At 67.3% G+C, this 25413-nt stretch carries 22 protein-coding genes; 8 read left to right on the top strand and 14 right to left on the bottom strand.

Annotated features, from left to right (window positions below; genetic code table 11):
• Positions 1–8: 8 nt before the first annotated feature.
• Both ACZ6S6_RS15460 and ACZ6S6_RS15455 read left to right on the top strand, forming a co-directional pair.
• Complete coding sequence (locus ACZ6S6_RS15460) at positions 9–1364, top strand: tetratricopeptide repeat protein (protein WP_469705958.1); 1356 nt, start codon at positions 9–11, stop codon at positions 1362–1364.
• A gap of 1 nt (position 1365) precedes the next feature.
• On the top strand, positions 1366–1896 hold the full coding sequence (locus ACZ6S6_RS15455; protein WP_469705957.1) for an NUDIX domain-containing protein: 531 nt from the start codon (positions 1366–1368) through the stop codon (positions 1894–1896).
• Between the two features lie 394 nt (positions 1897–2290).
• Here ACZ6S6_RS15455 and ACZ6S6_RS15450 read toward each other — a convergent pair whose 3' ends face one another.
• Complete coding sequence (locus ACZ6S6_RS15450; protein ID WP_469705956.1) at positions 2291–4180, bottom strand: UvrD-helicase domain-containing protein; 1890 nt, start codon at positions 4178–4180, stop codon at positions 2291–2293.
• Positions 4177–6342 carry an ATP-dependent nuclease gene (locus ACZ6S6_RS15445; RefSeq protein WP_469705955.1) on the bottom strand — a complete coding sequence of 722 codons (2166 nt, stop codon included), beginning with the start codon at positions 6340–6342 and terminating at the stop codon, positions 4177–4179. The genes ACZ6S6_RS15450 and ACZ6S6_RS15445 overlap by 4 nt, the downstream gene beginning before the upstream one ends.
• Before the next feature lie 394 nt (positions 6343–6736).
• On the opposite strand from ACZ6S6_RS15445, the gene ACZ6S6_RS15440 reads away from it, so the two are divergent.
• Positions 6737–8176, top strand: coding sequence for an NF041680 family putative transposase (locus tag ACZ6S6_RS15440; protein WP_469705954.1), 1440 nt, complete (start codon positions 6737–6739; stop codon positions 8174–8176).
• A gap of 9 nt (positions 8177–8185) precedes the next feature.
• Here the strand turns inward: ACZ6S6_RS15440 and ACZ6S6_RS15435 are convergent, their stop codons facing one another.
• On the bottom strand, positions 8186–9145 hold the full coding sequence (locus tag ACZ6S6_RS15435) for a hypothetical protein (RefSeq protein WP_469705953.1): 960 nt from the start codon (positions 9143–9145) through the stop codon (positions 8186–8188).
• 1102 nt (positions 9146–10247) lie between these two features.
• Between ACZ6S6_RS15435 and ACZ6S6_RS15430 the strand changes: the two genes are divergently transcribed.
• Genes ACZ6S6_RS15430 through ACZ6S6_RS15420 form a run of 3 tightly spaced genes read left to right on the top strand, consistent with a single transcriptional unit; the run spans position 10248 to position 12609 of the window.
• The gene (locus ACZ6S6_RS15430) at positions 10248–11192 is read left to right on the top strand and encodes an ABC transporter ATP-binding protein (protein WP_362967124.1); all 945 of its coding nucleotides are present in this window, start codon (positions 10248–10250) and stop codon (positions 11190–11192) included.
• On the top strand, positions 11189–12157 hold the full coding sequence (locus ACZ6S6_RS15425) for an ABC transporter permease subunit (RefSeq protein WP_469705952.1): 969 nt from the start codon (positions 11189–11191) through the stop codon (positions 12155–12157). The genes ACZ6S6_RS15430 and ACZ6S6_RS15425 overlap by 4 nt, the downstream gene beginning before the upstream one ends.
• A 47-nt stretch (positions 12158–12204) precedes the next feature.
• Positions 12205–12609, top strand: coding sequence for a GntR family transcriptional regulator (locus ACZ6S6_RS15420; protein ID WP_362967120.1), 405 nt, complete (start codon positions 12205–12207; stop codon positions 12607–12609).
• A 73-nt stretch (positions 12610–12682) separates the two neighbouring features.
• Here ACZ6S6_RS15420 and ACZ6S6_RS15415 read toward each other — a convergent pair whose 3' ends face one another.
• Positions 12683–14173 carry an MFS transporter gene (locus ACZ6S6_RS15415; protein ID WP_469705951.1) on the bottom strand — a complete coding sequence of 497 codons (1491 nt, stop codon included), beginning with the start codon at positions 14171–14173 and terminating at the stop codon, positions 12683–12685.
• A gap of 101 nt (positions 14174–14274) precedes the next feature.
• Between ACZ6S6_RS15415 and ACZ6S6_RS15410 the strand changes: the two genes are divergently transcribed.
• Positions 14275–14895, top strand: a complete 621-nt coding sequence (locus ACZ6S6_RS15410; RefSeq protein ID WP_362967377.1) for a TetR/AcrR family transcriptional regulator — start codon at positions 14275–14277, stop codon at positions 14893–14895.
• Positions 14896–14945: 50 nt separating this feature from the next.
• Here ACZ6S6_RS15410 and ACZ6S6_RS15405 read toward each other — a convergent pair whose 3' ends face one another.
• From ACZ6S6_RS15405 to ACZ6S6_RS15380, 6 genes are all read right to left on the bottom strand, one after another.
• Entirely contained in the window at positions 14946–15560 is a 615-nt protein-coding gene (locus ACZ6S6_RS15405; protein ID WP_362967375.1) for a nucleotidyltransferase domain-containing protein, read from the bottom strand.
• On the bottom strand, positions 15560–16492 hold the full coding sequence (locus ACZ6S6_RS15400) for an SDR family oxidoreductase (RefSeq protein ID WP_469705950.1): 933 nt from the start codon (positions 16490–16492) through the stop codon (positions 15560–15562). The genes ACZ6S6_RS15405 and ACZ6S6_RS15400 overlap by 1 nt, the downstream gene beginning before the upstream one ends.
• Positions 16489–16845 (bottom strand): DUF952 domain-containing protein, encoded by a 357-nt coding sequence (locus ACZ6S6_RS15395; protein WP_362967371.1) that lies wholly within the window; start codon positions 16843–16845, stop codon positions 16489–16491. Before ACZ6S6_RS15395 ends, ACZ6S6_RS15400 begins: the two co-directional genes overlap by 4 nt.
• A gap of 9 nt (positions 16846–16854) precedes the next feature.
• Positions 16855–18183, bottom strand: a complete 1329-nt coding sequence (locus ACZ6S6_RS15390) for a choice-of-anchor A family protein (RefSeq protein WP_469705949.1) — start codon at positions 18181–18183, stop codon at positions 16855–16857.
• A 207-nt stretch (positions 18184–18390) separates the two neighbouring features.
• Positions 18391–19404: an NAD-dependent epimerase/dehydratase family protein gene (locus tag ACZ6S6_RS15385; protein WP_469705948.1), complete on the bottom strand. Its 1014-nt coding sequence runs from the start codon at positions 19402–19404 to the stop codon at positions 18391–18393.
• 162 nt (positions 19405–19566) lie between these two features.
• The gene (locus tag ACZ6S6_RS15380; RefSeq protein WP_362967364.1) at positions 19567–20520 is read right to left on the bottom strand and encodes a LysR family transcriptional regulator; all 954 of its coding nucleotides are present in this window, start codon (positions 20518–20520) and stop codon (positions 19567–19569) included.
• A gap of 277 nt (positions 20521–20797) precedes the next feature.
• Here ACZ6S6_RS15380 and snpA point away from each other — a divergent pair, with 277 nt between their 5' ends.
• Positions 20798–21469: a snapalysin gene (gene snpA / locus ACZ6S6_RS15375; protein ID WP_362967361.1), complete on the top strand. Its 672-nt coding sequence runs from the start codon at positions 20798–20800 to the stop codon at positions 21467–21469.
• A gap of 165 nt (positions 21470–21634) precedes the next feature.
• Here the strand turns inward: snpA and ACZ6S6_RS15370 are convergent, their stop codons facing one another.
• The 4 genes from ACZ6S6_RS15370 to ACZ6S6_RS15355 all read right to left on the bottom strand — a co-directional run bounded on the left by ACZ6S6_RS15370 (position 21635) and on the right by ACZ6S6_RS15355 (position 25104).
• On the bottom strand, positions 21635–21991 hold the full coding sequence (locus tag ACZ6S6_RS15370; RefSeq protein WP_469706090.1) for a GntR family transcriptional regulator: 357 nt from the start codon (positions 21989–21991) through the stop codon (positions 21635–21637).
• 2 nt (positions 21992–21993) lie between these two features.
• Complete coding sequence (locus ACZ6S6_RS15365; protein ID WP_362967359.1) at positions 21994–22977, bottom strand: DUF1648 domain-containing protein; 984 nt, start codon at positions 22975–22977, stop codon at positions 21994–21996.
• 153 nt (positions 22978–23130) lie between these two features.
• Positions 23131–23799, bottom strand: coding sequence for a DUF6304 family protein (locus ACZ6S6_RS15360; RefSeq protein ID WP_362967357.1), 669 nt, complete (start codon positions 23797–23799; stop codon positions 23131–23133).
• Between the two features lie 261 nt (positions 23800–24060).
• Positions 24061–25104, bottom strand: a complete 1044-nt coding sequence (locus tag ACZ6S6_RS15355) for a family 2 encapsulin nanocompartment cargo protein polyprenyl transferase (RefSeq protein WP_469705947.1) — start codon at positions 25102–25104, stop codon at positions 24061–24063.
• Positions 25105–25413: the final 309 nt, after the last annotated feature.

Raw genomic sequence — 25413 nt, 5'->3', positions numbered from 1 at the left:
AGGCGATCGTGCTGGCACCGACCAGCGCCAACTCCCGCCTGCGCGACACGATCAACGCCGCCGGGTGCACGTACGACGCGCTCGCCAAGGACGTACGCCGCATCGCCGCCGAGAACGGCGAACTGCTCCAGACCAACAAGTCGGCCATCTCCCACTGGGTGGGCGGTGCCCGCGCGCCGTCCGGCCAGGCAGGCGAGTACCTCGCCGAAGCCCTCTCCCGGCGGCTGGGCCGCGTCGTCACCCGAACCGAGCTCGGCCTCCACTCACCCGACACGGAGTCGCCACCGGATACCGACCCCGTCACCGCGGTCACTGACCTCGGCCGCGCGGACGTCGAGCGCCGCCGCTTCCTCGCCATCGCCGCGTTCACCACGGCCGGCGTTGCCATGCCGCTCCTGCACGACCACGAAGCCACCTCACGGATGCTCCGCGCCCGCACCGCCCGCTCCCTCGTAGGCAGCGACGACATCGACGTCGTACGACAGATCACGGCAGCCTTCAGCGCCGCCGACGAACGGCTCGGCGGCGGGCACGGCCTGACCACAGTCACCGCGTACCTCGCCGACACAGCCGCACCTATGCTCCGTGGACGCTTCCCCTCGGAACCCTTACGCCAGGCCGCCTTCGGCGCCGTCGCCGAACTCGCCTACCTCGCGGGGTGGAAGCATCACGACTTGGGCCACGAAGGGGCAGCTCAGCGCTACTACCAGGTCGGCTATCAACTCGCCTGCGAAGCCGACCCCCACGGCCATGCCGCCTGGATGATGCGCGCCCTCGCCCACCAGTCCCTCAGCCTCAAGCAACCCCACCACTGCGTGGACCTCGTAAAAGGCGCCCTCGCCCGCGGCCTCGGCCACGTCGACGGACAGACGGAAGCGCTCCTCCACATCACGCACGCCCGCGCCTACGCAGCCGTCGGCGAGAACCCGTTGGCCGCCCGCGCTCTCCTCGCCGCCGAAGACGCCCTCCTGCGCGAGGACGGTCCCCAGCCCAGCTTCTCCCGCGTAAGTGGCCCCACAGCTGGCACCGTGGCCAGCCACACCGCCCGCACGCTGACCGACCTCGCCGACCACATCGGTACGGAACAGCAGCACCGCGACGCGCTCACCCGCTGGGACCCGCAGAAGTACAAGCGCGTCCACGCCCTCACCCACGCCGACCTCGGCGACAGCCTCGCCGCCCAGGCCCGAGCCGACGAGGCGGTCGCGGCCTGGACCCAGGCCCTGGTCCTCATGGAGGGCATGACCTCAGACCGCACCCGCAAGGCGATCACCTCGATCCGCTCGACGCTCGCGATCTACCAGCGCCGCCGCGTCCCCGGAGCCGCAGATCTCGCCCGCCGAGCCCGCGAAGCCCTCGCCTAACATGCCCAACAACCTGCCCGACGAGAGGAACCCCGTGGCCCAGCAGACCGACAACCGCCCCCCAGCCCTCAAGCCGGCGCTCGACTCGATGACGCTGCTGGTCGCGGCCGTCATCGTCCACGACAAGGCCACCAAGCGCGTCGTGCTCCTCCAGCGCAGCGAGAACGCCAAGTTCGCCCAGGGCCTGTGGGACCTGCCCGTCGGCAAGAGCGAACCGGGCGAGCCCATCACCGAAACGGCGGTCCGCGAGCTCTACGAGGAGACCGGCCTCACGGTGAAGCCAGAGTCCCTCAAGGTCGCACACATCATTCACGGAGCCTGGGGCGTCGAAGCCCCCAACGGCTTCCTCACCGTCGTCTTCGCCGCTCACGAATGGACCGGCGAACCCGAGAACCGCGAACCGCGCAAGCACGCTCAGGTCGGCTGGGTCGACGTCGACAAAATCCCCGACAACTTCGTGGACACCACCTCAAGCGCCCTCCATCAGTACCTCGCGGGAGGCCCGGAGGTCTCCCTCGATGGCTGGCAGTAGAGGCCAACTGTGGCCCACCCAGGGCGGACCCGGTTATCACTCGTGCCGAGAAACCAAGGTGGGGGCCGCTGATGACCATCCCGAGGCCAACTCACCGTCCCGGCGTCCCCGCGCGACGCCAATGGCCTGAGGCTACGTCAGTCACCAAGGACTCAAGCTGGCGTCCGCTGTGATGGCGGACGGCGGCCACCAGGCGACGTTGCCGGGGTGACCGCGAGCGCCGCTTCAGCGGCCGCTTGCTGGCCCCCCTCATGGTTATGCGCCGTACGTCCAGGCCAGGCGAGCACAGTGCGACGTCATCTTTCGGATGCGGGACTTCCTTGAGAGCCGTGCCAAGATAGAAAATCGAGAGGACTCTAGAGTAGGAAAGATTTCTGTCTAATTAAGCAGGTAACTACAGGTGTGCAAGGTCTGCCTCGGTCAGGACTCTTCCGCCAGCCGTAATGTTGGATTTTTCAATGGCCAACTTGGCTTCGGTCGTGTTCTTCGCAAATACGACAACAGCGAGTGAGTCGATTGCACGCGATACGCAAACATAGAGAAGTCGCCTAGTCCGTTCCAGAACTGATTCCTTACCCGCGGCAATGTTTCGCTTATCGGTCTCCGATAGTTCCTTGATCCCAAAAAGCTTCTCATACGAGTAAAGTTGATATTTACCCTCTTCGTCATCCAGCACAACTATGACCTTGGAAAATTCCGCTCCCTTGGTTCCATGTTGCGTGGAGTAGGGCGATTCTTGTCGAATATATTTGAAGTAAGCTGAGATCTCATCTACGTCACATCTCGTGAAAGCGCCCAAAGCCTCCCTTGTTTCCGATGTCAGCACAATATCGCGGTGCGGCCCCTCGGGCTCTAGGTAGAAGGAGAGCCGCGGGTCAGGTGCAACTAGCCCGGCGGTTACAGCTAGCGTCAGCGCCTTTCCGGTAGAGCTTGAACCGCCCTCCGAAACAACCTTGCGAAGGTCTGATACCGCGTCACGCGCAAGAGCTAATTTTTTCTTAACATCCTGCTCTGGTGTGTCCGCATTGAAAACACCCCCGTGTTTACGGAGGGCGGCAATTACTGCTGGAGAGTCAACGCTGTCAGCCTCACAAATCGGAAGAATCACTTCCTCGAACGGTCGAAGTGGCCAGGCGCTTCCCTCGTCGAAAGTCTGCTTCAAGCTACTTGAGCCACTGTCGTGGAAAGCAGCGTAAAGATGTGCGAAACCCATACGGTTTGCCACCATGCGGTGAACGATCATGAGTATCTTCGCGCCCGAGCCATCTTCAGCCGAGTTCGCGGCCCAGCTGCCAGCATCACTGTGCTGCCCTAGCCAGGTGCGCACGTCGTCCAGTTGTTCGCTCCGTCGATCATCCGCAGGAAGCACGAAGAAAAAGGACTCTCCGTTTTTTCCATCTTCGAGAGAGCGTCCGGTCACCTGAACAATGCCGTCAGCCTCAGAGCGCACCTGATTGATAACGCTCAGAACCTTTTTCGAACTACGGAAGTTTTCCGGTTTCTCAACGCGTTCCCACCCGGCCTCTTGAGAAATCACCCCTACTCCACGCTGAAAAATGTTTTGCATGGGGTCCCCAAAGAAACCGAGGCAGATGGCTCCTTGGGCTTGGGCATCGACAGCTTTGAGCGCCTCGACGACCTTGGGAAAGGTATCCTGGCTTTCGTCGACAAAAATAAAAGGGTACTTGCTGGCAATGATTCGCCGGAGGAGAGCGTTGTCAAGAATTAGATTGGGAACCATCGTGACAATATCCTCGTGCCCAAGGATTCCCTTTGCGTAGTCGCTCCCAATGCCGTAGGAGTACCGTGCAACCTCTTGGGTCATTTGAAGCTGGATGCCGAGCTTGTTTAGGTCAGAGGCATCCTTCGCGATGGTTGTTGGACGGGTGCGCGAAGTGTATTTTTGCTGCTTCTCCTTGATCTCTCCCATCGCGTCCTCAATGTGACGGCCGACCCATTGACCTATATCCTTTTGGAACGGCCTGACGAGGGTCCATAGGTAACTGTGAATGGTGGATACGGAGACCAGAGGGCTGTTGCCCACATCTGCATGGATTTCCTTAGCCGCCACTTCGGTATAGGTAATGCAGGCGACCTGTTGGGTTCGTGCTCGTAGACGAGGGCCGTGGCGTGTCGCTGCATGATCGAGCGCCTTCACCAGGGAGGTAGTTTTACCCGAACCGGCGCCGGCAACCACGACGAAGGACTGACGTTGGTCTCCGTCCAGGAGGCGACGCAACGTGATGTCTGCAGGCGTATCAGGCGCCGAAATTCTCGATCTCATTCTTTGTCCTTACCCTCAGTTGAGGCTTGCAGAGACTGAGGGAGCAGATGCTCGCGAAGCCATTCCAACCCGTCCATGATGTACTGCGGCGGCCTCCACGCAGTGTCTTGCTCCGCGATTAGGCCAAGGGCAAACCTTGTTTTATCGAGATTCCGAACCCGTTTGAAGAGCGCGTCATGTAGTTCGTCAAGAGTCATCTGACTTGATTTCGGGATGGACAGGCCGATTGATTTTTTTGACGGATCCTGCGTCCAAGCCAAATTTTCTAAGGCAAAAGCCTCTTCGAGAGTCCGTCCGGCCAACTCAATCGCGTCGGCCCCCCAAGCGGCAAGCCGACGAGTCTGGTAGGTGACGCGAATGTTGCCGCTGCCCCCTCCATCGCATTGCACAACTTTCTCGCTGTCCGGCAGGTTTAGCAATTCCTCAATCGTGGTCAGCTTTGGAAACCAGCGCGCGAGGGTCTCGTTTGATGTGACGGCACGAGGCACAGTAGTCCTACACGCATGTCCTCCATTGGAGTCGTTCTTCTCGGATCCTTGCTGTTCCTTTGGCTCACTGCTATCAAGATCAGTGATATCCAGAGTTGTAATGTCTAGAAATTCCAGCAGCTCCTGAAACTTGTGCGCAAACGCCCCACCGACTTCCAGGATAGTGAGATGGCACGCCTTCAATGCGGGGAATTTGCGCTCAATGATCAGGGGCAACAATAGTCGCTCAACGTTCCCTTCGACCAAAACGGCAGCATCGGCGAAGAACAGGTCACAATGAGTGAGCTTCAAATATTGCTGCAGGAAATCGCGAGTCGCCTTTTGTTCGCCGTTATAGAAGATTGAAAGGTTCTTGACCTCGCTGCGATGTACTGCCTGTCCACTCCTATCCCGGCAGAAATAGCGAATCGGCTGAAAGCTGCTCTCGTACAAGATATGTGACGAGTGAGTAGTGACAACCATTTGGGTATGGAACCCTGGTTTGGGTTCAGGTAGGAGTTCGAACACTCTCCGAATAAATACCTGTTGGAGCTGAGCGTGAAGGTGGGCTTCCGGTTCCTCGATCATAATGAGATGTACGGGTGGACGCTGCCCCTCTGTCTCTTCCCAGGCGTGGTGGAAATCTAGGATCTCAACAGCCATGTAGATTAGGTTCTTAAATCCCAGGCCGTTGTACTGATCCGGCAGGACCTGCGATGCATCAGAAGGTGTAGTCCCATTCGCGGTAGGGAGCATGTAGTGAACGCGTGCACTTGTGCTGAGCATGTTTTGCACATTGAAAGAGGCTTTGACTACGAGGCCTGCGTTGTTAGCCCCGGGGTACCCGAGATGTTCAATGCTCTTTAGGATTGAACCAAAGGCTTGGGCAAAATGTTCGTTGAGAGCTGACTCTGAGTTAGCGATAGCGCTAAGTGCATCGAGGTCAGTTTCAAATTTCTGCAAATTGCGTTGATAGTACCTACTAAGACGTCGAGATAGGTCTTCCGCTCGACCGTGCGATTCCGCGTCCGTTAGATGCCGCTGAGCGTTTAGGAAGTCGACTTTGAGGAGCGCGCTAACCAGGGCGCCGGCCCCAGAGGCATTCGTCCCAAGGTAGAAGGGGTCATACCCTACTTCAGGCATAAGTTGGGTATCGCACTTCCGTGCGTCCAGTACAAAGTACTTAATCTCGTACTCATTCGTCAGTCGCTTGGTGAGGTAGTCGGTGAGGTTCAAAGGCCATGGTTGATAGGCGCCGGCAGGGATCGTGACGGGCAACCTTCTGTCATTCCTTGACTTCAGGTAGTTCGCCATCAAGGTGGAGGGGTCTCTCGGTGCATAGACCATACGCAGGCCCACGGGTTCCCCGTTCCAGTCGAGACCTGGCAATAGATCGACCACGCGATGCATATTTTCGTCGTCGACCTCGAACCAAAGATCAAAGTAGATCTTGGGAAGATCCGTCTCTGCGTTACCCTCGGCGGGGTCGAAGCTATTAAATACATCCCAGCAGTCAGCTGTGAAGTCGTAAATCTGGAAGCGAACCTTGGGGTCCAGGAATCGTTGAAATACGTGAGTCGCGGAGGTTTTGCCGCTATTGTTTGCGCCAACGAAGATTGTCGTTTTTTTATCGAGGTCCACTCGGACGTTCTTTAGCCGGCGGAAATTCTCAACTCGAAAGGATTTAATATGCATCCGAACCCCCGGCGTCCGTCCCTCTGAATTAACTTCTAGCAGGTTGATCAGTTGTCTAGTTGCTCACTGCTGCGTGCGTCGATAAGTTCGGGCGAAGTCCGCCGCCAGGAATATCGTTCAAGCGTTCGATATCATCTTGGGCGGTCACATCTCAACTGGGCTCTTCCGCCCCCCTTCCCCCAGCCGTAGGGCTACTGAGGCTATCCGACTGCACGTCCGTGTAACCGGTGATCCCTCAATGCTCTGTTCCTCTAGGCTTGACGTTTATGGTCTGCCGTCGAACACCGGTCTCGAACTTGCTGATGATTTTGCCTAAGTTCCGGACGTAAGAGCGGCCTTCGCTTGATCCTGTGCTCCGTCACAGACGCATGGGATCAACAGGAAGGCCGTCGCTATGAGTCTGCTGCACCACGGCGCCCCGCGGGATGCGTTTGCCGAACTGTCGGGCTTCCGGATGGGGCTCTATGCCTGTCTGACCGGGCGGCGCGATGCGCTGTTCGAGCTGAGTGATGCCCTGCTGTGCGCGGATGGTCCGGTGAGGACGTTGGTCGAGCTGTCGTTGGAGCCCGAGCACCGGCGCGGGCATGGCGCCTTGTACGGCGGCCTGAACCACGGAGATCTGGATGTGGCACGGCTGCGCAGAACGCTGGCAGGGCTGCCGCTTCCCCGCACATCGGAGGGGCGGTTGGTCCTGGCGGTCGACGTGAGCACCTGGTCGCGGCCTGATGCGAATACCAGCCCGGACCGGATGTTCTGCCACACGTACGGTCGTGGCAGGGGCTCGGCCCAGATGATCCCCGGGTGGCCCTGCTCCTTCGTTGCCGCTCTGGAGCAGGGGCGGACGTCGTGGACTGCCCTGCTGGACGTGGTCCGGCTGTGTCCCTGGGACGACGCGATCGCCGTCACCGCCGCCAAGGTCCGGGACGTGTTGCAGCGGCTGTATGTGACAGGCCAGTGGCAGGTCGGTGACCCGCCTGTCCTGGTCGTCCTTGATGCCGGCTATGACGTGACCCGTCTGGCTTTCCTGCTTGCGGACCTGCCCGTGGAGCTGCTGGGCAGGATGCGTTCGGACCGCGTCCTGTACTTCCCGCCTCCGCCGCAGCCACCGGCCAATCGCGGGCGCAAGCCCAAGCGCGGGGCTGAGTTCGCGTTCGAGGCCGCGGCCACTCAGCCTGTCCCGTCGGTCACCACGGTGCCCGACACCACCCACTACGGGAAGGCCATCGCCAGTGCCTGGGATCGCCTGCACCCGCTACTGGTTCGGCGCTCGGCCTGGGTCGGCCACCCCGAAGGAGAGCTGCCGGTCATCGAAGGCACCGTCGTCCGTCTTCAGGTCGACCATCTCCGTGGAGACCACGACCCCAGGCCGGTCTGGCTGTGGTGGTCGGGCACCGCCGCAACGGCAGACGACGTGGACCGGCTCTGGCGAACATTCCTGCGCAGATTCGACCTTGAACACACCTTCAGAATGCTCAAGCAGACGTTGGGGTGGACCGCTCCCAAACTCCGCGAGCCGGCCGCCGCCGACCGCTGGACCTGGCTCGTCATCGCAGCCCACACTCAACTCCGCCTTGCCCGGCCCCTCGAAGAAGACCTCCGCAATCCCTGGGAACGGCCCGCCCGTCAGGGGCGCCTCACACCCGCGCGCGTCCGTCGAGGATTTCGCCGCCTCCACGGGAAAACACCTCAGCCGGCCAGCGCACCGAAATCCAGCGTCGCGGGCCCCGGCCAGCCAATCGGGACGCAGAACAAGCGCCGCGCACGCGAGCACCCCGTCAGGAAACAGGACAAACCAAACTTCGCGGAAGCCACCGCAGGCAGCAGAGCTGCATAAACGTCAAGCTTAGAGACCGTAGAGCTTCAGCCCAACATGGTCGACAATCCATCGGTATTTGTCACCGTCAATGGCAAAGTAGATTCTCCCAACCCGATCAGGGGTTGTGTAATCATCGAGCTTGATGTGGGGCTGCCGATCCCATGACTTCGTTCGCTCGAACTTAAATTCGTGCAACTTCTTTCTGCATAGCGCCTCATCCTGTGGCGCATACACCAATGGAGTCCTGTCACCGATCCAGGATACAAGCGAGGTCCCCAGCTTACCTCGCTGCTTTCTCCATTCTCGAGCGAGATCAGATAGCGTATCCAGCGCCTCCCTCATTCGCTCAGGATAGGGATATTCACACTTACCCCATTGATCCTTCGCGTGGGGTGTAAATACAAGCACCCCTTCAGACTCCTCCGTCCAACGATCCCAATCTGCGGAGAAATCACCCGGATTTGCGATGGGCTGCCGCCGCACATCTGTAGGCTCCGTAACGGTCGGCAACGTCGCCATCTCAAGCTGAGCGGTGAGGTTGGCCGACTCAATCTCCAGGCGGGCGACCTGATTTTCCAGCAACTCGTTTTGTTCAAGAAGCTGAACCAGATGCCCTCTTTCTTCCTCCAGCTTATCTTTCAGCAGGTCGATCTGTTCACTCTCGGTGCCAGCAAGGTCATCCAGGAGGGCATCGGTCTCGGCCGAGCGAACCGCGTCCCACAAGCGGTCTCGACCGCGAGCAACGACGCTAAGAGGGGCAAGAAGCCGAGTGAGCTTACCCAAGAGAGCATCGTGATCGCCGTAGAGATCCGCCGACCCCCACCAGGGAGCTCTCGCTTCGACAGTAGGCCAGTACAGCCGTGCGCCGTCACGAGGCAGCAGGTTTCGCTCAAGACCAGCATTGAATGAGTCAAACGCTAGCCAGCCAGAGACGACCACGACATGAGCAAGGCCAGCCAGACGCCGCGCGGCCTTACGCGCAAACACTGCCGGCGGCCCCACTGTACGAATCGAGGAAATAAGGAGGACGGGTAGACGCCGCCCGGGCGAAAAGAGGTGATCGCGAACAGATGGAAGCTGGGACGTCAGCGTTGAATTCTCCCTGGCTGTGATGACGTCTAATCCGTCAGCACACCTAAGGCCAGAATCCTGCATGACCGAATTGAGCGATCGGGGTGGCCGAAGTTCTTCCACCGTCGCAGGGGCAAGTAGGCCGCCACTCTCGCGCCCCATTACGACTCGGAAACCAGTCGTTCCACCGTACTCGGAGGCCGTCAACTGGCACAGGAATCTCCCACCTTTAGGAAGATCCTGCCCTATATCCATTCGAAGCGCGCGAACCCCATCGGCAACAGTGACGGGGAGCCAACTTACATGTTGGTCAGGCCGCCCTTGCCCGTAGCCGGGGATAACGACCTCCCCTTTGCCAGACATGAGCTCCGCAGTGGACACACCACTCGCAACTGGTGAGACATGCTGTTCCATATGCGCCATAAGCCGCTCGAAAGCCGACGGCGCACTGCAGCCATCCGCGAGCGTCACCTCAAGGCCAACGACGTACAACTGCTGCATGGGGCTCCCCCCGTCCCGCATCGGGCTGGCGGCCAACCCGACCCCGCCAGCCAAGCCCTGGCCAGCATAGCTACGCAGAGCAATCCGCTGGGGGTACCAGTGCGGATTGCCAGGCGCGGCAGGCACATCAGCCCGCTGTGCGGAGACACTCGAGTAGCCGTATCTGCGGCAGCAGTTCAAGGTCCCCAGTCCGCACACAGTCCGCAGGACACCCGATCACGACCGTCGCACCCCATCGCCAGCCAACAGCAAAAGGCCAGGTCAGCAGCCCGCAGGGAAAATCCCCGCAGGTCACCGACCTGGCCCATTACTAGGAGACCAAGAAGGCCTGATCGACCCGCCGTTCAGCCCCGGGCTGGACAGCAGGTCAGCGCAGGAATCAGAGAGGCCCGACCGCATCGAGCGGTCGGGCCTCTCTGTCGTTCGTTCACAGGCCGTTCAGGCTGCCTCGCTTGACACTCGCTCGGCCAGGACACCATGATTCCATTAGTTGACTAATTGAATTGAGGCGAGGCGCGTGGCACACACGAGCACCCCGGACAGGACTTCGGGCGCGTGGGCGCTGGAAGCCCGCGGTCTGAGCAAGCGTTACCGGCGCGGCTGGGCGCTGCGGGACTGCTCCTTCCGGCTGCCGGCCGGAAGGATCTGTGGTCTCGTCGGACCCAACGGCGCGGGCAAGAGCACCCTGCTCGGCATGGCCACCAAGCAGGTGGAGCCGACCGAGGGTGAACTCCACGTCTTCGGCATACCGGTGAACGACCCCGCGGTGATGCCCCGGTTCGCCTTCCTCGGACAGGACAAGCCCCTGTTCAAGCGGTTCACCGTGGCGGAGACGCTGCGCATGGGCAGCGAGCTCAACCCCGGCTGGGACATGGCGGCCGCCGAGCGGATCGTCCGCTCGGGCGACGTACCCATGCACGCACGGGTCGGCACGCTCTCCGGCGGTCAGCGCACCCGCGTGGCCTTCGCGTTGGCCTTCGGCAAGCGGCCCGATCTGTTGCTGCTCGACGAGCCGATGTCCGATCTCGACCCGCTGGCCCGCCACGAGATGAGCACGCTGCTGATGGCGGAGGCCGTCGAGCGCGGCACCACCGTGGTGATGTCCTCGCACATGCTCACCGAGCTGGAGGACATGTGCGACTACCTGCTGGTCATCGCCGGAGGCCGGATCAGGATGGCCGGTGACGCCGACGCGCTCGTTCCGGCCCACGCCCTGGTCACAGGGGTGACCGAGGAGGGGACGCTGCCCGCGGCGCTCGGTCCGCACACGCTGATCGAGAGCCGGATCCAGGGCCGCCAGTTCCAGGCGATGGTGCGGCCGAACGGCCCGCTGCGCGGTGACTGGCAGATCACCGAACCCAGCCTGGAGGAAGTGCTGCTCGCCCATCTGCGCTCGCCGGACGCACCCGCGCTGTACACACCCGGCGCCCGTATCGAGGCCGAAGGGACCAGGACCGCATGAGCACCACCCTGACCGAACCCCGCACCGAACGATCAGCCAGGCCCCGGATGCTGCGCGGGCTGAACTGGCTCTTCGTGCGCCAGCACCGCGCCACACTGCTCGGCGTCCTCGCCCTGGTGGTGGTCGCCGCCGCCTGGATCCTGTACCAGCACGCCGACATGACCCAGACGCTCGACAAGGTGGGCTGGCCCGAGAAGGAGGCCCCGCAACAGCTCCTGGGGCGGCAGTACGACTATCTCTCCACCCTGCTGAACGCGATCCCGGTCGTTCTCGCCGTTTTCCTGGGCGCCCCGCTGATCGCGGCCGACCAGGAGAACGGCACCGCCCAGCTGGCCACCACCCAGTCCGTGACGCGCGGGCGCTGGCTCGCCACGAAGTGCGCCTGGGGCCTCTCGGTCGCCCTGCTGGCCGGGGCGGTGCTCTCGCTGTGCTTCACCCTGTGGTGGAAGCCCTATCACTCGGTGTTCCAGACCACCTGGCTGGAAGGGAGCATCTTCGACAACACCGGCCCCATGCTGCCGGCGCTCTGTGTCTTCCTCACCGCGGCGGGCATCACCATCGGCGTGCTGGTGCGCCGTCTGCTGGCCTCCATGGTGGTGACCTTCGTCTTCGCCGTCTTCGTCCAGGTCGCCTGGGGCGAGATCCGCGAGCACCTGGCCGCGTCCCGCATGGTCTCCTACCCCCTCGACCAGGACATCCCGGCCCGGCTCTCCGAGTCGTACGAGTTGGACCGCTGGATCGGCAGCGCCGACGGACACCTCTACGGCTGGGGCTCCTGCGCCGAGGCCACCGAGAAGGCCGCGGACGCGTGCCTCAAGGAGAAGGGGATCATCAACAACGTGATGGAGTACTTCGGCTACGACCAGATGGCGGCCATGCAGTGGACCGGCGCGGGCATCCTGCTCGCCGGTACGGCCCTGCTGACGGCGTTCACCCTGTGGCGGGTCTCCCGGCGCCCCCTGTAGGGATCGGGACCCCGTTCTACGTAAAGTGTCGGCATCGAGCGGAAGGGATGAAGTCCGTGGTCGTTTTCCGCATCGACCGGCGCAGCGGAGTCGCAACGTATCTTCAGATCGTCCACCAGGTCGAACAGGCCCTGCGGATGGGCGCGCTGGAGGAGGGCGACCGGCTGCCCACGGCCGCGCAGGTCGCCGCGACGACCAAGGTCAACCCGAACACGACGCTCAAGGCCTACCGCGAGCTGGAGCGCGCGGGCCTGGCCGAGGTCCGCCAGGGAGCCGGCACCTTCATCACCCGTTCCCTCGCTCAGCCGCTGGCGGGCCCCGAGTCCCCCCTGCGCAACGCGCTGTCGGAGTGGATGCGCCAGGCGCAGGCCGAAGGTCTCAGTGGCCAGGACGTCACCGCCCTCTTCCGGGCGGCGTACGAAGTCACGTACCCGGGCGACGCGCACGCCTGAGCGGTCCTCCGGCGTGCGCCGGGGCGGGGCCGGTGCCCCGCCCCGGCGCACGCCGGACCTCACGCCCCACGCCTCACGCGCCGCTCCCCTTGCGCCGGGGCCCCAGGAAGGCACCCGCCAGCAGGGCGCCGGCCAGGACCAGCGCGGAGTTGACCAGGATCGCGAGCGAGACGCCCGACAGGACGGCCTGCGGGCCGTTGTCACCCAGGCCCGACATCCGGGCGGTGACCACGGCGCTCATCACCGGGATGCCCAGCGTGATGCCGACCTGCTGGGTCATGGTGGCGAGGCCGGTGGCCAGGCCCTGTTCCTCGTCGGGCAGCCCGGAGGTCGCGGTGACCATGAAGCCGACGATCATCAGCATGTTGCCGATGCCGCCGATGAACGTGGCCGCCAGCAGCAGCCAGATCCACGCCCCGGAGGTGCCGAGCGCGACCAGGGAGAGGGTGGCGGCGGCCTGGACGATGCCGCCGGCGACGATGGCCGTCCGGTTGCCGAAGCGGCCGACCGTACGGCCTCCGAGGGTGCCGCCGATGACCGTGCCGATGCCGAGGACGCCGAACGCGAGGCCGGTGGCGAGGGGCGAGTAGCCGAGCACTTCCTGGAGGTAGAGCGTCAGCAGGAAGACCAGGGAGGTCTCGGTGACGAAGGCGATCAGGCCGGTGGCGTTGCCCCAGATGACGCTGCGGCGCTTGAGGATGTGTACGGGGACGAGCGGCGCGGCACTCCGCTTCTCGACGAACCAGAAGCCGGTGAGCAGCGCGGCACCGGCGAGCAGTGCGGCCAGGGTGGCGGGTGTGGTCCAGCCGCTCGCGCCGGCCTGCGTGAGTCCGTAGACCAGGAGCAGCAGTCCGCCGGTGACGGTCGCGGCTCCGGGTACGTCGAGCCGGGGCCGTACGGCCGGGCGTGAGTCGGTGATGACGGACGGGGCCAGGGCAACGACGAGGGCGGCGACGGGCACGTTGACGAAGAAGGCCCAGCGCCAGGAGAGCAGATCGGTGAGCAGCCCGCCGAGGATCGCGCCCGCCGTGAACCCGGCGGACATCAGGGCCCCGTTGAGGCCCAGGGCGCGTTCGCGCAGCGGGCCCTCCTTGAACGCCGTGGTCAGCAGGGCGAGTCCGGCCGGGGTGACGGCAGCGGTGGCGAGGCCCTGGAGGACGCGGGCGGTGAGCAGCACCTCGGGAGAGGTCGCCAGGCCGCCCAGCGCCGAGGAGAGCCCGAGGACGACCATGCCGCCCACGAAGACGCGCTTGCGCCCGACGAGGTCCGCGACGCGGCCGAAGAGCAGCGTGAACCCGGCGGCCGCCAGGGCGAACGCGGTGGCGATCCACTGGAGGTCCGGGAGGGCGAAGCCGAGCCCCTCGCCGACGACGGGCAGCGCGACGTTCAGGATCGAGAAGTCCACCGCGATCATGAACTGGGCGCCGAGGAGGAGCGCGAGGACGAGCCTCTGCCGGCCGGTCATCTTCTGCCGGCCGGTCATACGGGGTGCGTGCGACGGTGGACCCGCGGTGGCCGGGGCGCTTCCGGTGGCGCGTGACGGGGTCTGGTTGGGTGCGGACATGGTCGCCCTTCCTCGGACGGAGGCTTTAACGGTTCTATAGTTCCGTTAAGATGGGGCGACCGTAGCAGAGGAGAGTGCAGTAATGGAACTGGAGACCCGTTATGACGTCTGAGGGTTCTGAGGGTGGGGAACCCGGTACGGTCCGGCCCGGCGGCCGCACCGCCCGCGTCCGGGAGGCCGTCCTGCGCGCGGCGGGTGACGCGCTGGCCGAGCACGGCTTCGACCGCCTCGATCTCGCCGATGTCGCGCGCCGCGCGGAGGTCGGCAAGACGACCGTCTACCGCCGCTGGTCCAGCCCGACCGGGCTGATCGCTGATCTGCTCGACGACATGGCCGAGCAGTCGTCCCCGCGCACGGCGGCCGGCTCGCTGACCGAGGACCTCAGGGCCAACGCCCGTCTCGTGCTCAAGACCCTCACCGACCCGCGCCAGGGCGCCCTGTTCCGCTCCGTGATCGCGGCGGCGGCCTGCGACGAGCGCACGGCTCGGGCCCTGCACCGCTTCTACGCGATCCGGATCAAGGAGTGGTCCGGCTGCGTCACCGAGGCCGTCGAGCGCGGGGAGCTCCCCGCGGGGACGGACCCGGACGAGGTGATCCGTGCCGTGTCGGCGCCGCTCTACTACCGCCTGCTGGCCAGCGGCGACCCGCTCGACGCGGCGGCCGCCGACCGCGCGGCCGACGCCGCCGCGGCGGCCGCGAGGGCGGGTACGTACGTGAGCTGACTCAGCCCGCCCGCAGCCGGGCCGCCCAGGGGTGGTCCGCGCCCGCTGACTCAGCCCGCCCGCAGCCGGGCCGCCCAGGGGTGGTCCGCGCCCTCGGCCAGGGTGATCGTCTCGGTCAGCCAGGCGCGCTGGTCGTCGCCGAGGACCGGCAGCACGGCCGCGAAGTCCTGCTCGTCCTTGGGGCGTCGGGACCTGGACTTGTACAGGAGCTGCACCTGCGGCACGAGATGGGGGACGCCGTCCGCGGAGACCGTTCCCAGCCGGTCCAGCGCGAGCCTGATCCTGGGGTCGCGCCGGAACACCCAGTCGTCGCCCGCCACGTCGTCGAGCATGAACTGGACGCGCCACGGCTCGTCCGGGCCCGGCCGGCACCAGATGTCGTGGACCTGCGCCGGCAGGATCTCGCCGGGGTTCCAGGGCCGCAGCGTGCCCGGCGGATCGGCGGCCCACCACTCCCAGCCCGGCAGCATCCGCTGGACGGCGAGCTGGTCGCGGCGCAGCAGGAGTACATCGATGTCGCCGTGTTCGCGGTAGGCGCGGCCGACGGCGAGTTCGACCGCGTACCCGCCCGCGATCCACCACGGGCTGCGCAGCGGGGCGAGCAGGCGGGCGGTTTCGGCGAGGGACAGCGGGTCCCAGGGGCCCCAGGGAGTTTCCGTCCGCATCAGCTTCCGAGGAGGTGCCGGTAGCTGTCCGGGTGCTCCATGAGGTAGGTGGCCAGATCCTTGGCCGGCCGGCCGGTGAGCCGCGGTACGGCGTCCGAGACGGCGGCCATCTCCCCCGCCGCGATCGCCTCGTACGACGTCACCCAGCCGGCCACCTCCCAGTCCTGCGCGCCGTACCGGGACCGTGAGGCATAGGCCTCCTCCCGCGTCTCCGGCACGTAGGTGATGGTCCGTCCGGTGGCCCGGCTCAGCTCGTCGGCCGCTTCGGCGAGGGTGAACGCCTCGGGGCCGGTCAGGTCGTACGTCTGCCCGTCGTGCGCGGCGTCGCCCTCGGGGCCGCCGGCGGGCAGCAGGACCGCGGTCGCGGCGTCGGCGATGTCCTCGTGGGCCACCGCCGCCACCCGGCCGTCCCCGGCCGGCCCGCGCAGCACGCCGTCGGTGCCGGTCATCGCCGGGAGGCCGGCGAGGTACCAGCTGTCGCGCAGGAAGGTGTGGCGGACGCCGGAGACGCGGATGTGCGCCTCGGTCTCCCAGTGGTCCCGGGCGAAGGTGAACGTCGCGTCGGGCGCCGCGCCGAGGAAGGAGACGTACACGATCCGTTCGACGCCCGCCGCAGTCGCCGCGTCCACGGCGGTCATGTGCTCGCGCACCCGGTCCGGGCTCTCGTGCGCCGAGACGAGGAACAGGGTGTGCGCCCCGGCCAGCGCACGGCGCATCGCCTCCCCGTCGCCGTAGGGCGCGGCCGGTGCGGTGTCGGCGCCGGGCAGTTCGGGCAGCCGGGACGGGTCGCGGCCCAGGAGCCGGACGGGAACTCCGGCCCGGGTCAGCCGCTTCGCGACCCGGCCGCCGAGCGCGCCGCTCGCGCCGGTGACCGCGGTGAGGGGGCCGCTCGTGAGGTCTTCGGGTCCGTGCGTGTCGTCCGAGGGGGTCATACGGGGTCGCCTTCCTTGTGCTGCCAGGGGCGCACTTCCACGACCGCGTCGACCGGAACCGGTCCGTAGATGTGCGGGAATTCCTCGCCGCCGGGTGTGACCGACTCGTACCGCACGGGCGCGGGGAGCCGCTCGGTGTCGATGACGAGCACCACCAGGTCCTGGTCACCGGCTCCGGCCCGGCTCCCGGCGCCGTACAGCATCTCGGCCACACCGGGGAGCTGGTGGGGCAGCGAGCAGTGGATGAAGCCCTCTTCGTGCAGGGTGCGGCCGCGGGTGGACATCTCGTATGTCCCGATCCCGCGGGCCGCCTCCCACAGCGGGCCTTCGGTGAGGTGCAGCAGTTCGGCCATGAGCCAAAACTAGCCGCGCCGACGCGTCCTCCGGGCCATCAGCGTGGCCGCCGATCCGGCGATCAGCAGCGCCGCCGCGATCCCGCCGATCACCCATTCACCGCCGCGCGAACCCGTGTTCGGGAGTTCGCCTCCCGGGTGGGGCCGTTGCGGCCAGGAGTGGGTGGGGGTGGGCCCGGGACCGGGGGTCGTCTCCGACGGCGACGGTCCCGGCGTGTCCGTCGGGGTGGGGGTGGGGGTGGGAGTGGGGGTGGGGGTGTCCGTCGGGGTCGGGGTGGGTGAGTCCGTGGGCGTCGGGGTCGGGGACGGCTCCTCGCCGCAGCCCGGCAGACGGCCGTCGAACGGGTAGGCGTGAATCTCCTGGCCGCCCGACTCGCCCTCCGACGAGTGGGTCAGCGAACCGGCGGTGTAGAAACGGCCGTTGGTGCCGCTCATCGTCAGGTTCACCACGCTGGACCGCTGCCCGATGAGCACACTGCCCTGGAACTGGCCGGCGCCCTTCAGCCCGATCGCGGTGGCGTCCGGGAAGTTCCACATCAGCCGCTCGCGGAGCCCGGACCGAGGCAGCGAGCCCATGTACGTATTGATGTCGCGGGTGCTTCCGTAGACGTTGACCAGCACGGTCGCACCGTCCGGGACATCGCGGAAGACGATGCCCTGCGGGCCTCCCGAGTCCGTGGCCAGATCGGCGTCCAGCGCGAAGACCTGGAGGGCGGAGGTGCCGTCGCCGGTGAAGAGGGTCTCGGAGCCGTCCCTCTCCACCGTGCCGGTCGCCGGGCGGCGGTGGTCCTCGTTGTCGTCGTACGCGTAGCAGTGGCTGGCCGCCGTCAGCTGGTCGCGCAGGGCGGTGTACGGGGCGGTCGCACCGGCCTCGTGGACCGCGGACGGGATCACCGTCCCGGTGAGGTTTTGGGCGTAGCGCACCACACCGTGGTTGAGCCCTTCCTCGGCGAGCAGCCGCTCCCCGGCGGCGATGCTCAGATCGCCGCCCACCGTCAGGTAGTCGGAGCCGTCGGGCGGCGGCACCCGTGACCCCACTCCGGCGACGCCGACGTTGTAGATCTGCGAGGCGCCCGCCCGCTTGCTCATGTCGAACCGGCCGAGGGTGACGATCTTCCCCTCCGCCTCCGCGGCGGCCTCCCTGACCAGGTAGTCGCCACCGACATAGACGTTGATGTTGCTGTCGTGATGGGTGACGGGCATGTTGTTCGGGTCCTGCCAGACCGCGGGGCAGTCGTCCCCGAGGCACGGACCGAGACCGCCTGGCAGCGGGTCGGCGGCCGCGGTGGGCGCGATGGCCCCCACCATGGCCGCCGCCGCGACCACCGTCACCGCCACGCGGTGATATTTACCGCTTCTGCGCGCTTTTGTTCCCATACAGCGCAATATGCAGGTTTATTGAGTGTTCATCAGCTGTGCCACGCCGGGCGAACGGCCCTCTTTCGCCGACCGGTCGGCCGTTCGAGCCAGTCCCGGACAGTGCGTTTGGGGTGGCGGGTATCGGGTATCGGGTGGCGGGCCGGGGGTGCTCGCACAGCGGCCCCGTCACCCCGCCAGCAGCTTCGCCTCGGTCTGCGGATCGAGGCCGACCGCGGGCCGGTCGGGCCGCTGCGGTGCGCCGCCGCCCCGTTCGCACAGCCACGCCCAGGTGTCGGCGACCGTCTCCCGGACCGGCCGGCAGTGCAGCCCGGTGGCGTACGCCCGGCTCACATCGCCCTGGTGCAGGCTGTCGTACAGCTCCCCCGGCGGCAGCCAGACCGGCAGATCGGTCCAGGGCTCCACACCGGCCGCGAGAATCGTCCCGGTGTCGGTCCAGCGCAGCTCGGCACCGGAACCAGTGGCACGCACACAGGCGTCGAGCAGCTCCCCCATCGTGGCGTGCCCCGGTCGGCTGACCAGGTTGTACGGTCCGTGCAGTCCGCTCCCGGCGGCGTCGAGCACCCATCCGGCGAGATCGCGGGCATCGATGTACTGAAGGGGCAGACCGGGTGTCCCGGGGGCCAGTACGGGCCCGCCGCGGGCGATCCGCGTCAGCCACCAGGGCAGCCGGCCGATGTTCTCCCAGGGGCCGATGATCAGTCCCGCGCGGACGAGCAGCGCCCGGTCACCGAACGCCTCCACTGCGGCCAGTTCACCACCGCGTTTGGCCAGGGCGTACGAGACGTCGCCGCCGGCGTCCGGTGAGGCGCCGTCCACCAGCGGACCGTCCTCGGCCAGACCGGCCGGGGCCGGGTAGGCGTAGACGGAACGGCTGGAGACGTACGCGTACCGCCGGGCGCGGCTCGACAGCAGCCGGGCCGCGTCCCGTACGGCCGAGGGGGCGCCGCTCCAGGTGTCGACGACCAGATCCCAGGTGTACGTGCCGTCCTCCGGCCCCCCGGCGGCTTCGAGGGCTGCCAGACCGCCCTCGGCGGTGCGGTCGCCCAGCAGTTCGGCCACGCCGGGCGGCGGTCTGTGGTGGCCGCGGTGGAACACCGTGACCCCCCAGCCGCGCGCCAGGGCGTCCTCGGTGACGGCCCGGCCGACGAATTCGGTACCACCCAGCATCAGAAGCCTCATGACGGCGACTCTGCCTCCCCGCGCCCCGGACCGGAACCGACCTCGCTCCGAGCTGAACCCGCCTCGCGCTGAGCTGAACCGACCTCGCTCCGAGCTGAACCGGCCTCGTTCCGGGCCGGACTGACCACGTTCCGGGCAGAATCGAGTCGGCCCGGTCCGCGCTCAGGAGGAACGGGCGAGCGGACTCCGGTTGCGCAGCAGCCACTGGTGGTAGCCGTCGGCCTGCCGGGCCGCCTCCCGGTACGCGTCCTCCAGCTCCCCGTACACCACCGCCATGTCGGCGCCCGGACGGGAGACCAGCAGCAGACGCACGGCGAGCGGGTCGTCGCGCAGCGGGCGGATCGCCATGTCGTCGCGCGGGCCCGAGGTCGGCTGGCAGGGGGCGACCGCCTCGCCCAGGACGACGAGGGAGGCGGCGGTGAGGTAGTCGCCGTGCAGCACGGTCGGCGCAACACCGGCCGCGCCGAACACGCGGCGCAGGCCGTCCCACTCGCCGTCCACCGTGGGGTCGACCATCCACCGGTCGGCGGCCAGGTCGCTCAGGTCGACGACGGGCAGGGCGGCGGCCGGGTGGTCGCGGGCCATCGAGATGAACTGCGGTTCGCGGTCCAGGAGCACCCGCTGCACCAGACCGTCCGGCACGTACAGCGGACAGCCCTCCACCTCGTGCACGAAGGCGACGTCGAGCCGGCCCGCCTCGACCGCGCGCAGCAGTGCGTGGGCCGACACGTCGACCCGCAGCGAGATGTCCGTGCCGGGCAGCCGGACGCGCAGCCTGCGCAGCCAGCCGCCGATGACCCGGCTGGCGGTGCAGCCGATCCGCAGCCGGGGGCCGCCGGCTCGGGCCGCCTCCGCCTCCGCCTTCGCGTCGGTGACCAGGGCCCGCATGCCGTCGACGAGCGGACGGGCCCGGCTCAGGACGGCGTGGCCGAGGAGGGTGGGGCGGCAGCCGGTGCGTCCGCGGCTGAACAGCTCGGCGCCAAGGGAGTTCTCGATCCGGCGCAGCTGCGTGGTGAGCGAGGGCTGGCTCACGCCCAGCCTGCGGGCCGCCCGGTGCAGGCTGCCGGTGTCGGCGATGGCGCACAGCGCCCTGAGGTGCCTCACCTCAAGCTCCATACCGCTGAGAGTAGGGCGGCGGACCGTGCCGCACCAGACACCCCAACCCCATCAAACGCCCGCAATTCAGCGTGCGTCGGAATGCCGGCCACCGCTTGTGCCCTCACGTGTCATCCCGTATCCGCCCATGAGCGACAGCGGGGTGATAGGGCGGTGCTATCGCCGGTTGGCATCATCCGCCGGGGCTCCGCTTCACCGACACTCTCTCCGTACCGCCCCCGTCCGAGTCCGATCATCGGACGGGTTCCTCGGACAGGTAACTGGTAGGAGACCCCCCATGAGACACCCCAGGACCGTCATGTCGGCCGTGGTCGGCCTCGGCTTCGGCCTCGCCGCCGCGCTGGGAACCGCACCCGCGCTCGCCACCGCCGCCCCGGCACCTGCCTCTTCCGCCCCGGCCCCCCACGTCGCTTACGCCGCCCACTCCGGATCGCACGAGAGCGCCGCCGCCAACGAGGCGTTCTTCGACGCGGTCACCAAGTCGGTGGCCGAGAAGCGTGCCGCGCACCCGGGCATCAAGTCGGTCACCATCGTGTACAGCACCACCAACGCACCGTCCTTCCGCACCCAGATAGCCAACAGCGCGCAGATCTGGAACAGCTCGGTCTCCAACGTCCGGCTGCAGGAGGGGTCCAACGCGGACTTCACCTACTACGAGGGCAACGACCCGAGCGGCTCGTACGCCAGCACCGACATGCACGGCAACGGCTACATCTTCCTCGACTACGCGCAGAACCAGCAGTACGACTCGACCCGCGTCACGACCCACGAGACCGGGCACGTGCTCGGCCTGCCGGACCACTACTCGGGCCCGTGCAGCGAGCTGATGTCGGGCGGCGGTCCCGGCCCGTCCTGCACCAACCCGTATCCGGACACCAATGAGCGCAACCAGGTGAACTACCTGTGGCAGAACGGCTTCGCGGCCGCGCTCGCCCGCAGCGGTTCCTGACCTCTGCGCCGACCGGGGCCACCTCGCAAGACGAGGTGGCCCTTCGCGCGTCCGGTCAGCCTTGCTCGCGTTCGCTGAGCCCTTCGCGCGTTCGCTGAGGCCTTGTCGCGTTCGCTGAGCCCTCCTCGCCTTCGCTGAGGCCTTGTCGCGTTCGCTCAGTTCGTGTCAGCTGTTCAGTTCGGTACGGACGAGGGCCAGCAGCTCGTCCTCCGTCATCCCGAGTTCACGCGCGTCGCCGACCATGTCGCGTACCCGCTCCAGCAGCCTGGCGCGATGCGGGGAGGCGCCCGCGGCGACCATCGCACCGCGCCCCCGGCGCAGTTCGATCAGCCCTTCCTCGCGCAGCCGCTGGTAGCCGCGCAGCGCCGTGTGCACATTGACGCCCAGCGATTCAGCGAGGACGCGGGCGGCGGGCAGCCGCTCACCCGGGCCCACCGCCCCGTCCGCGACGGCACGGCGTACGCAGGCCGCGATCTGGTCGCCGAGCGGCACGGTGGAGGTGGGGTCGACCCGGAAGAGCACGGTCAATTTTCCGTTCGACGCTGATCGACCAGCGTGTTGAGAAGCGCGGCAGCGGTCGCCGAGTCGTCGACGGTCACCGCGAAGTCCCGTCCGCCGGAGAGCCGTACCACGATTCCCTCACCGGAACGGATCATGATTCCGGTACGACCGGGGGTGAGCCGGTAGCCCCAGCCCCCGTACTCGGCCAGGGCCTTGATGTCACGGCTGCTCGCCTCCTCGATCCTGTCGAGCGGGACCCGTATGCGCGGCCACGGCAGCAGCCCGGAGACCGTGATGCCGCGCCGGTCCACTGTGACGTACGGACGGGCGAAGCAGACGAGGAGCACACCCACGAGGAGAGCCGGAAGCGCCGAGACCCAGCCGGCAGTGAACAGCAGGGCGATCCCGCCTCCGAGTACGACGAGCGCGACCGGGGGAAGCCACCAGGTCCCGGCACTGCGCGCCCACCCCGCGACCTCCCCGTGGGCCAGCGCGATCCGTTCGGCGCCACCGGCCGGCGCGTCACCGGCGGGCGCCTCCTCCACGGGGAGGAGGGCGGCGAGCAGCAGACCGAGCCCGAAGGTGAGCGCGGCGACCCCCAGGGCCACGGCCATGTGCCACATCGGGAACGAGACACCCTGCGCGCGGCCCTGCGCGTCCTCGGCGGCATCCACGTTGATGAGCATGACGACCGCCATCAGGTAGCCGAGGCCTCCGGCGACGGCATAGCCACTGGCGACGAGCCTCCGGTACGAGCGGCCGGTGAACTTCCCCGCGACCGCCATCAGCGTCCACAGGACGCCGATCCCGATGAACAGAACGGCGACGATCGCGATGTACGAGCCCTGGCTCGCATGGTCGTCCACTTGGCCGTTACCCACGAAGTGGCTGGCCAGCTGCGCGGGAAGCCGGTCGCGGCGGGTGGCGAAAAGGATGAGGTCGGCGGCGGGAGCGAGCACGAACGGCAGCGCGGCAAGGGCCACACGGCCGGCATTCCTACGGTTCATCGAAACCTCCATTGTTTGCATGCTAGTAGAACAATGAAGGTGAGGCAATGCGGAGCCCGCCTGACGGTGACGCGCTGTCAGGCGGGCTTGGTGACGGGTCGGCGTGAGGGGCGGGCCGGTGTGAGGGGCGATTCGGTGTAAGCGGCGGGCCGGTCAGGCCAGTTCGAGGGGGAACGCGCCGCGGTGGCCGGTGCCCGCGCCCGCCGCCGGCCTGGGCTCGAACTCCGGGCAGCTCCAGGTCTCCTGGACGAAACCGCTGCGCCGGTCCCAGAGATCGAGGACATCGCCCTGGCCGTCCGCGCCGCGGTAGGCCTCCTTGGCGCCCCGAAAGCAGGCGAGACCGCCGGAGAGACCTCGGCCGGGCGCCGGGAAGTAGTCCGAGAAGGCGCAGGCGATACAGGTCTGGAGCCGGACCCCGGGCGGCAGAACCCGCTGGATGGTGGCCAGCGCGGAGCCGAAGTCGCTCTCGGCCCGGTGGGAGCGGAAGCCCGCTCCGCCGAACTGCAGCTCCAGGTAGAGGTACGGGTCCGGCCTGCGCAGGGACAGCAGGCAGCTCAGCCTCGCCTGTTGGGCCACCCCGTCCGCGGTGACCGGGAACGGCAGGTCCCATTCCAGGACGCAGTCGTTGAGCACGCCGTCCGCCAGGGTGAACGTCTCACCCTGGTCCGGCGTGCCCGCCACGGGGCGCAGACCGTCGAAGCTTTCGCCCTCGAAGTCGACTCCCCGGATACGGAGGCGGAGTTGCTGTCCGTCGGTGGTGAGGATGACGGCATCGGATCCCTGCCGGTCCCGGTACCACCCTGCCCACGACTCATCTGTCATGGGCAGGGACTGTAGCCCGTGCCTCCGACACTCCCCCTGCCGCCCTCCACTTCCCCGCGCGGGCCCTGTGACCTCGGCCGATCATCGACCCGCCCCGTCGGCCCCGCTCACCAGCCCACTCGACTCACCGCACCACGTCACGCCCTCTCGCTCCACACCCTCTCGCTCCACACCCTCTCGCTCCACGCCCTTTCGCTCCACGCCCCTTCGTTTCGCGCTCCGCGCCCCTTCGCGCCGAGTACCTCCGCCGTGCTCCTTCGTTCAGTGCGTCCGACGGGTGACGAACTCCGCCAGGGCCAGGAGATCGCCCGCCGCGGACAGATCGGGCACGGCGCGGGACAGATGGTGCACGGCTCGGGCCATCCGGTCGGCGGCGCAGATCTGCGCCCAGTCGCGGCCGCCGGCCCGGTCGACGGCGTCGGACGCACGGCTCACCTCGCCGGGCGTGTTCATGGGACCGCGGTAGAGCGCGGCGAGCTCCGTGGCCGCCGGGGTACCGGAGGTGAGCGCGGCGACCACGGGCAACGACTTCTTGTGGGCGGCGAGATCGGCCCCGACCGGCTTCCCGGTCTGGGCCGGGTCACCCCAGATGCCGATGAGGTCGTCGATGAGCTGGAAGGCGAGCCCCGCCTCCCGGCCGAAACCGTCCATCGCCCCGACGCCACGCTCGTCCGCGCCCGCGTAGAGCGCACCCAGCGCGCAGGCGCAGCCGAGCAGTGCGCCCGTCTTGGCCGTGGCCATGGTGAGGCACTCGTCCAACGAGACCTCGTCCGGGCCGCGTTCCTCGAAGGCGCAGTCGGCCTGCTGGCCCGCGCACAGCTCGATGACGCAGGTCGAGAGGCGGGCCGAGGCCCTCGACGACACCGCTCGGGCGTCCTCGGCGAGCAGCCGCTGGGCGAGGGCCAGCATGGCGTCGCCCGCGATGACGGCGTCCGGGATGCCGAAGACCGTCCAGGCCGTGGCGCGGTGGCGACGGGTCCGGTCCTCGTCGATGACGTCGTCGTGCAGCAGGGTGAAGTTGTGGGCCAGCTCGACGGCGACGGCCGCCCGCACGGCGTCCCGGGGATCGCCTCCGAGCGCCCTGGTGGCGGCCAGCACGAGCGCGGGTCTGATCGCCTTGCCCGCACCGCCCGCGGCCGGGCTTCCGTCGGCGTGCTGCCAGCCGAAGTGGTACATGGCGACGCGCCGGATCGATCCGGGCAGCGAGGCGACCGCCGCCCGCAGATGGGGGTCGACGAGGGATCGGGTGTACTCCAGAAGAGCTGCCGCCTCGTTGCCCTCGGTCGCGGCGGCTGTATGGGTCATGGTCAATCGGACACCCCGGTCGTTGTCGTCCCGAGGCCCGGTCGCTGTCGCCCCGGGCCGGGACGTGGGTGGTTGCTGTGGGTACTGCGGACCGCGGACCGTGGGCCCGGACCCGGGGGCGGATCCCGGCGGTCCGGGCCCACGGGCCTGGGGCGTGCTTCTCGGAATCCCGCCCGGCCCCGTGGCGTCTGAACCGCCCCAGGTCGTGTCCGCGGCCTAGGGAGTGTTTTAGAAGTAGCGTCGGCCGCCCGGAGGGCGGGTCTCGCGTGGTCCGGTGCGTGCGATCGCAAGGCGCCGGGGTGCCCTCGT

The organism is Streptomyces sp. NPDC048671, assembly GCF_055587045.1.
Note: the sequence above shows the minus strand (reverse complement) of the source record. Positions and strands in the feature narration are given on the sequence as shown.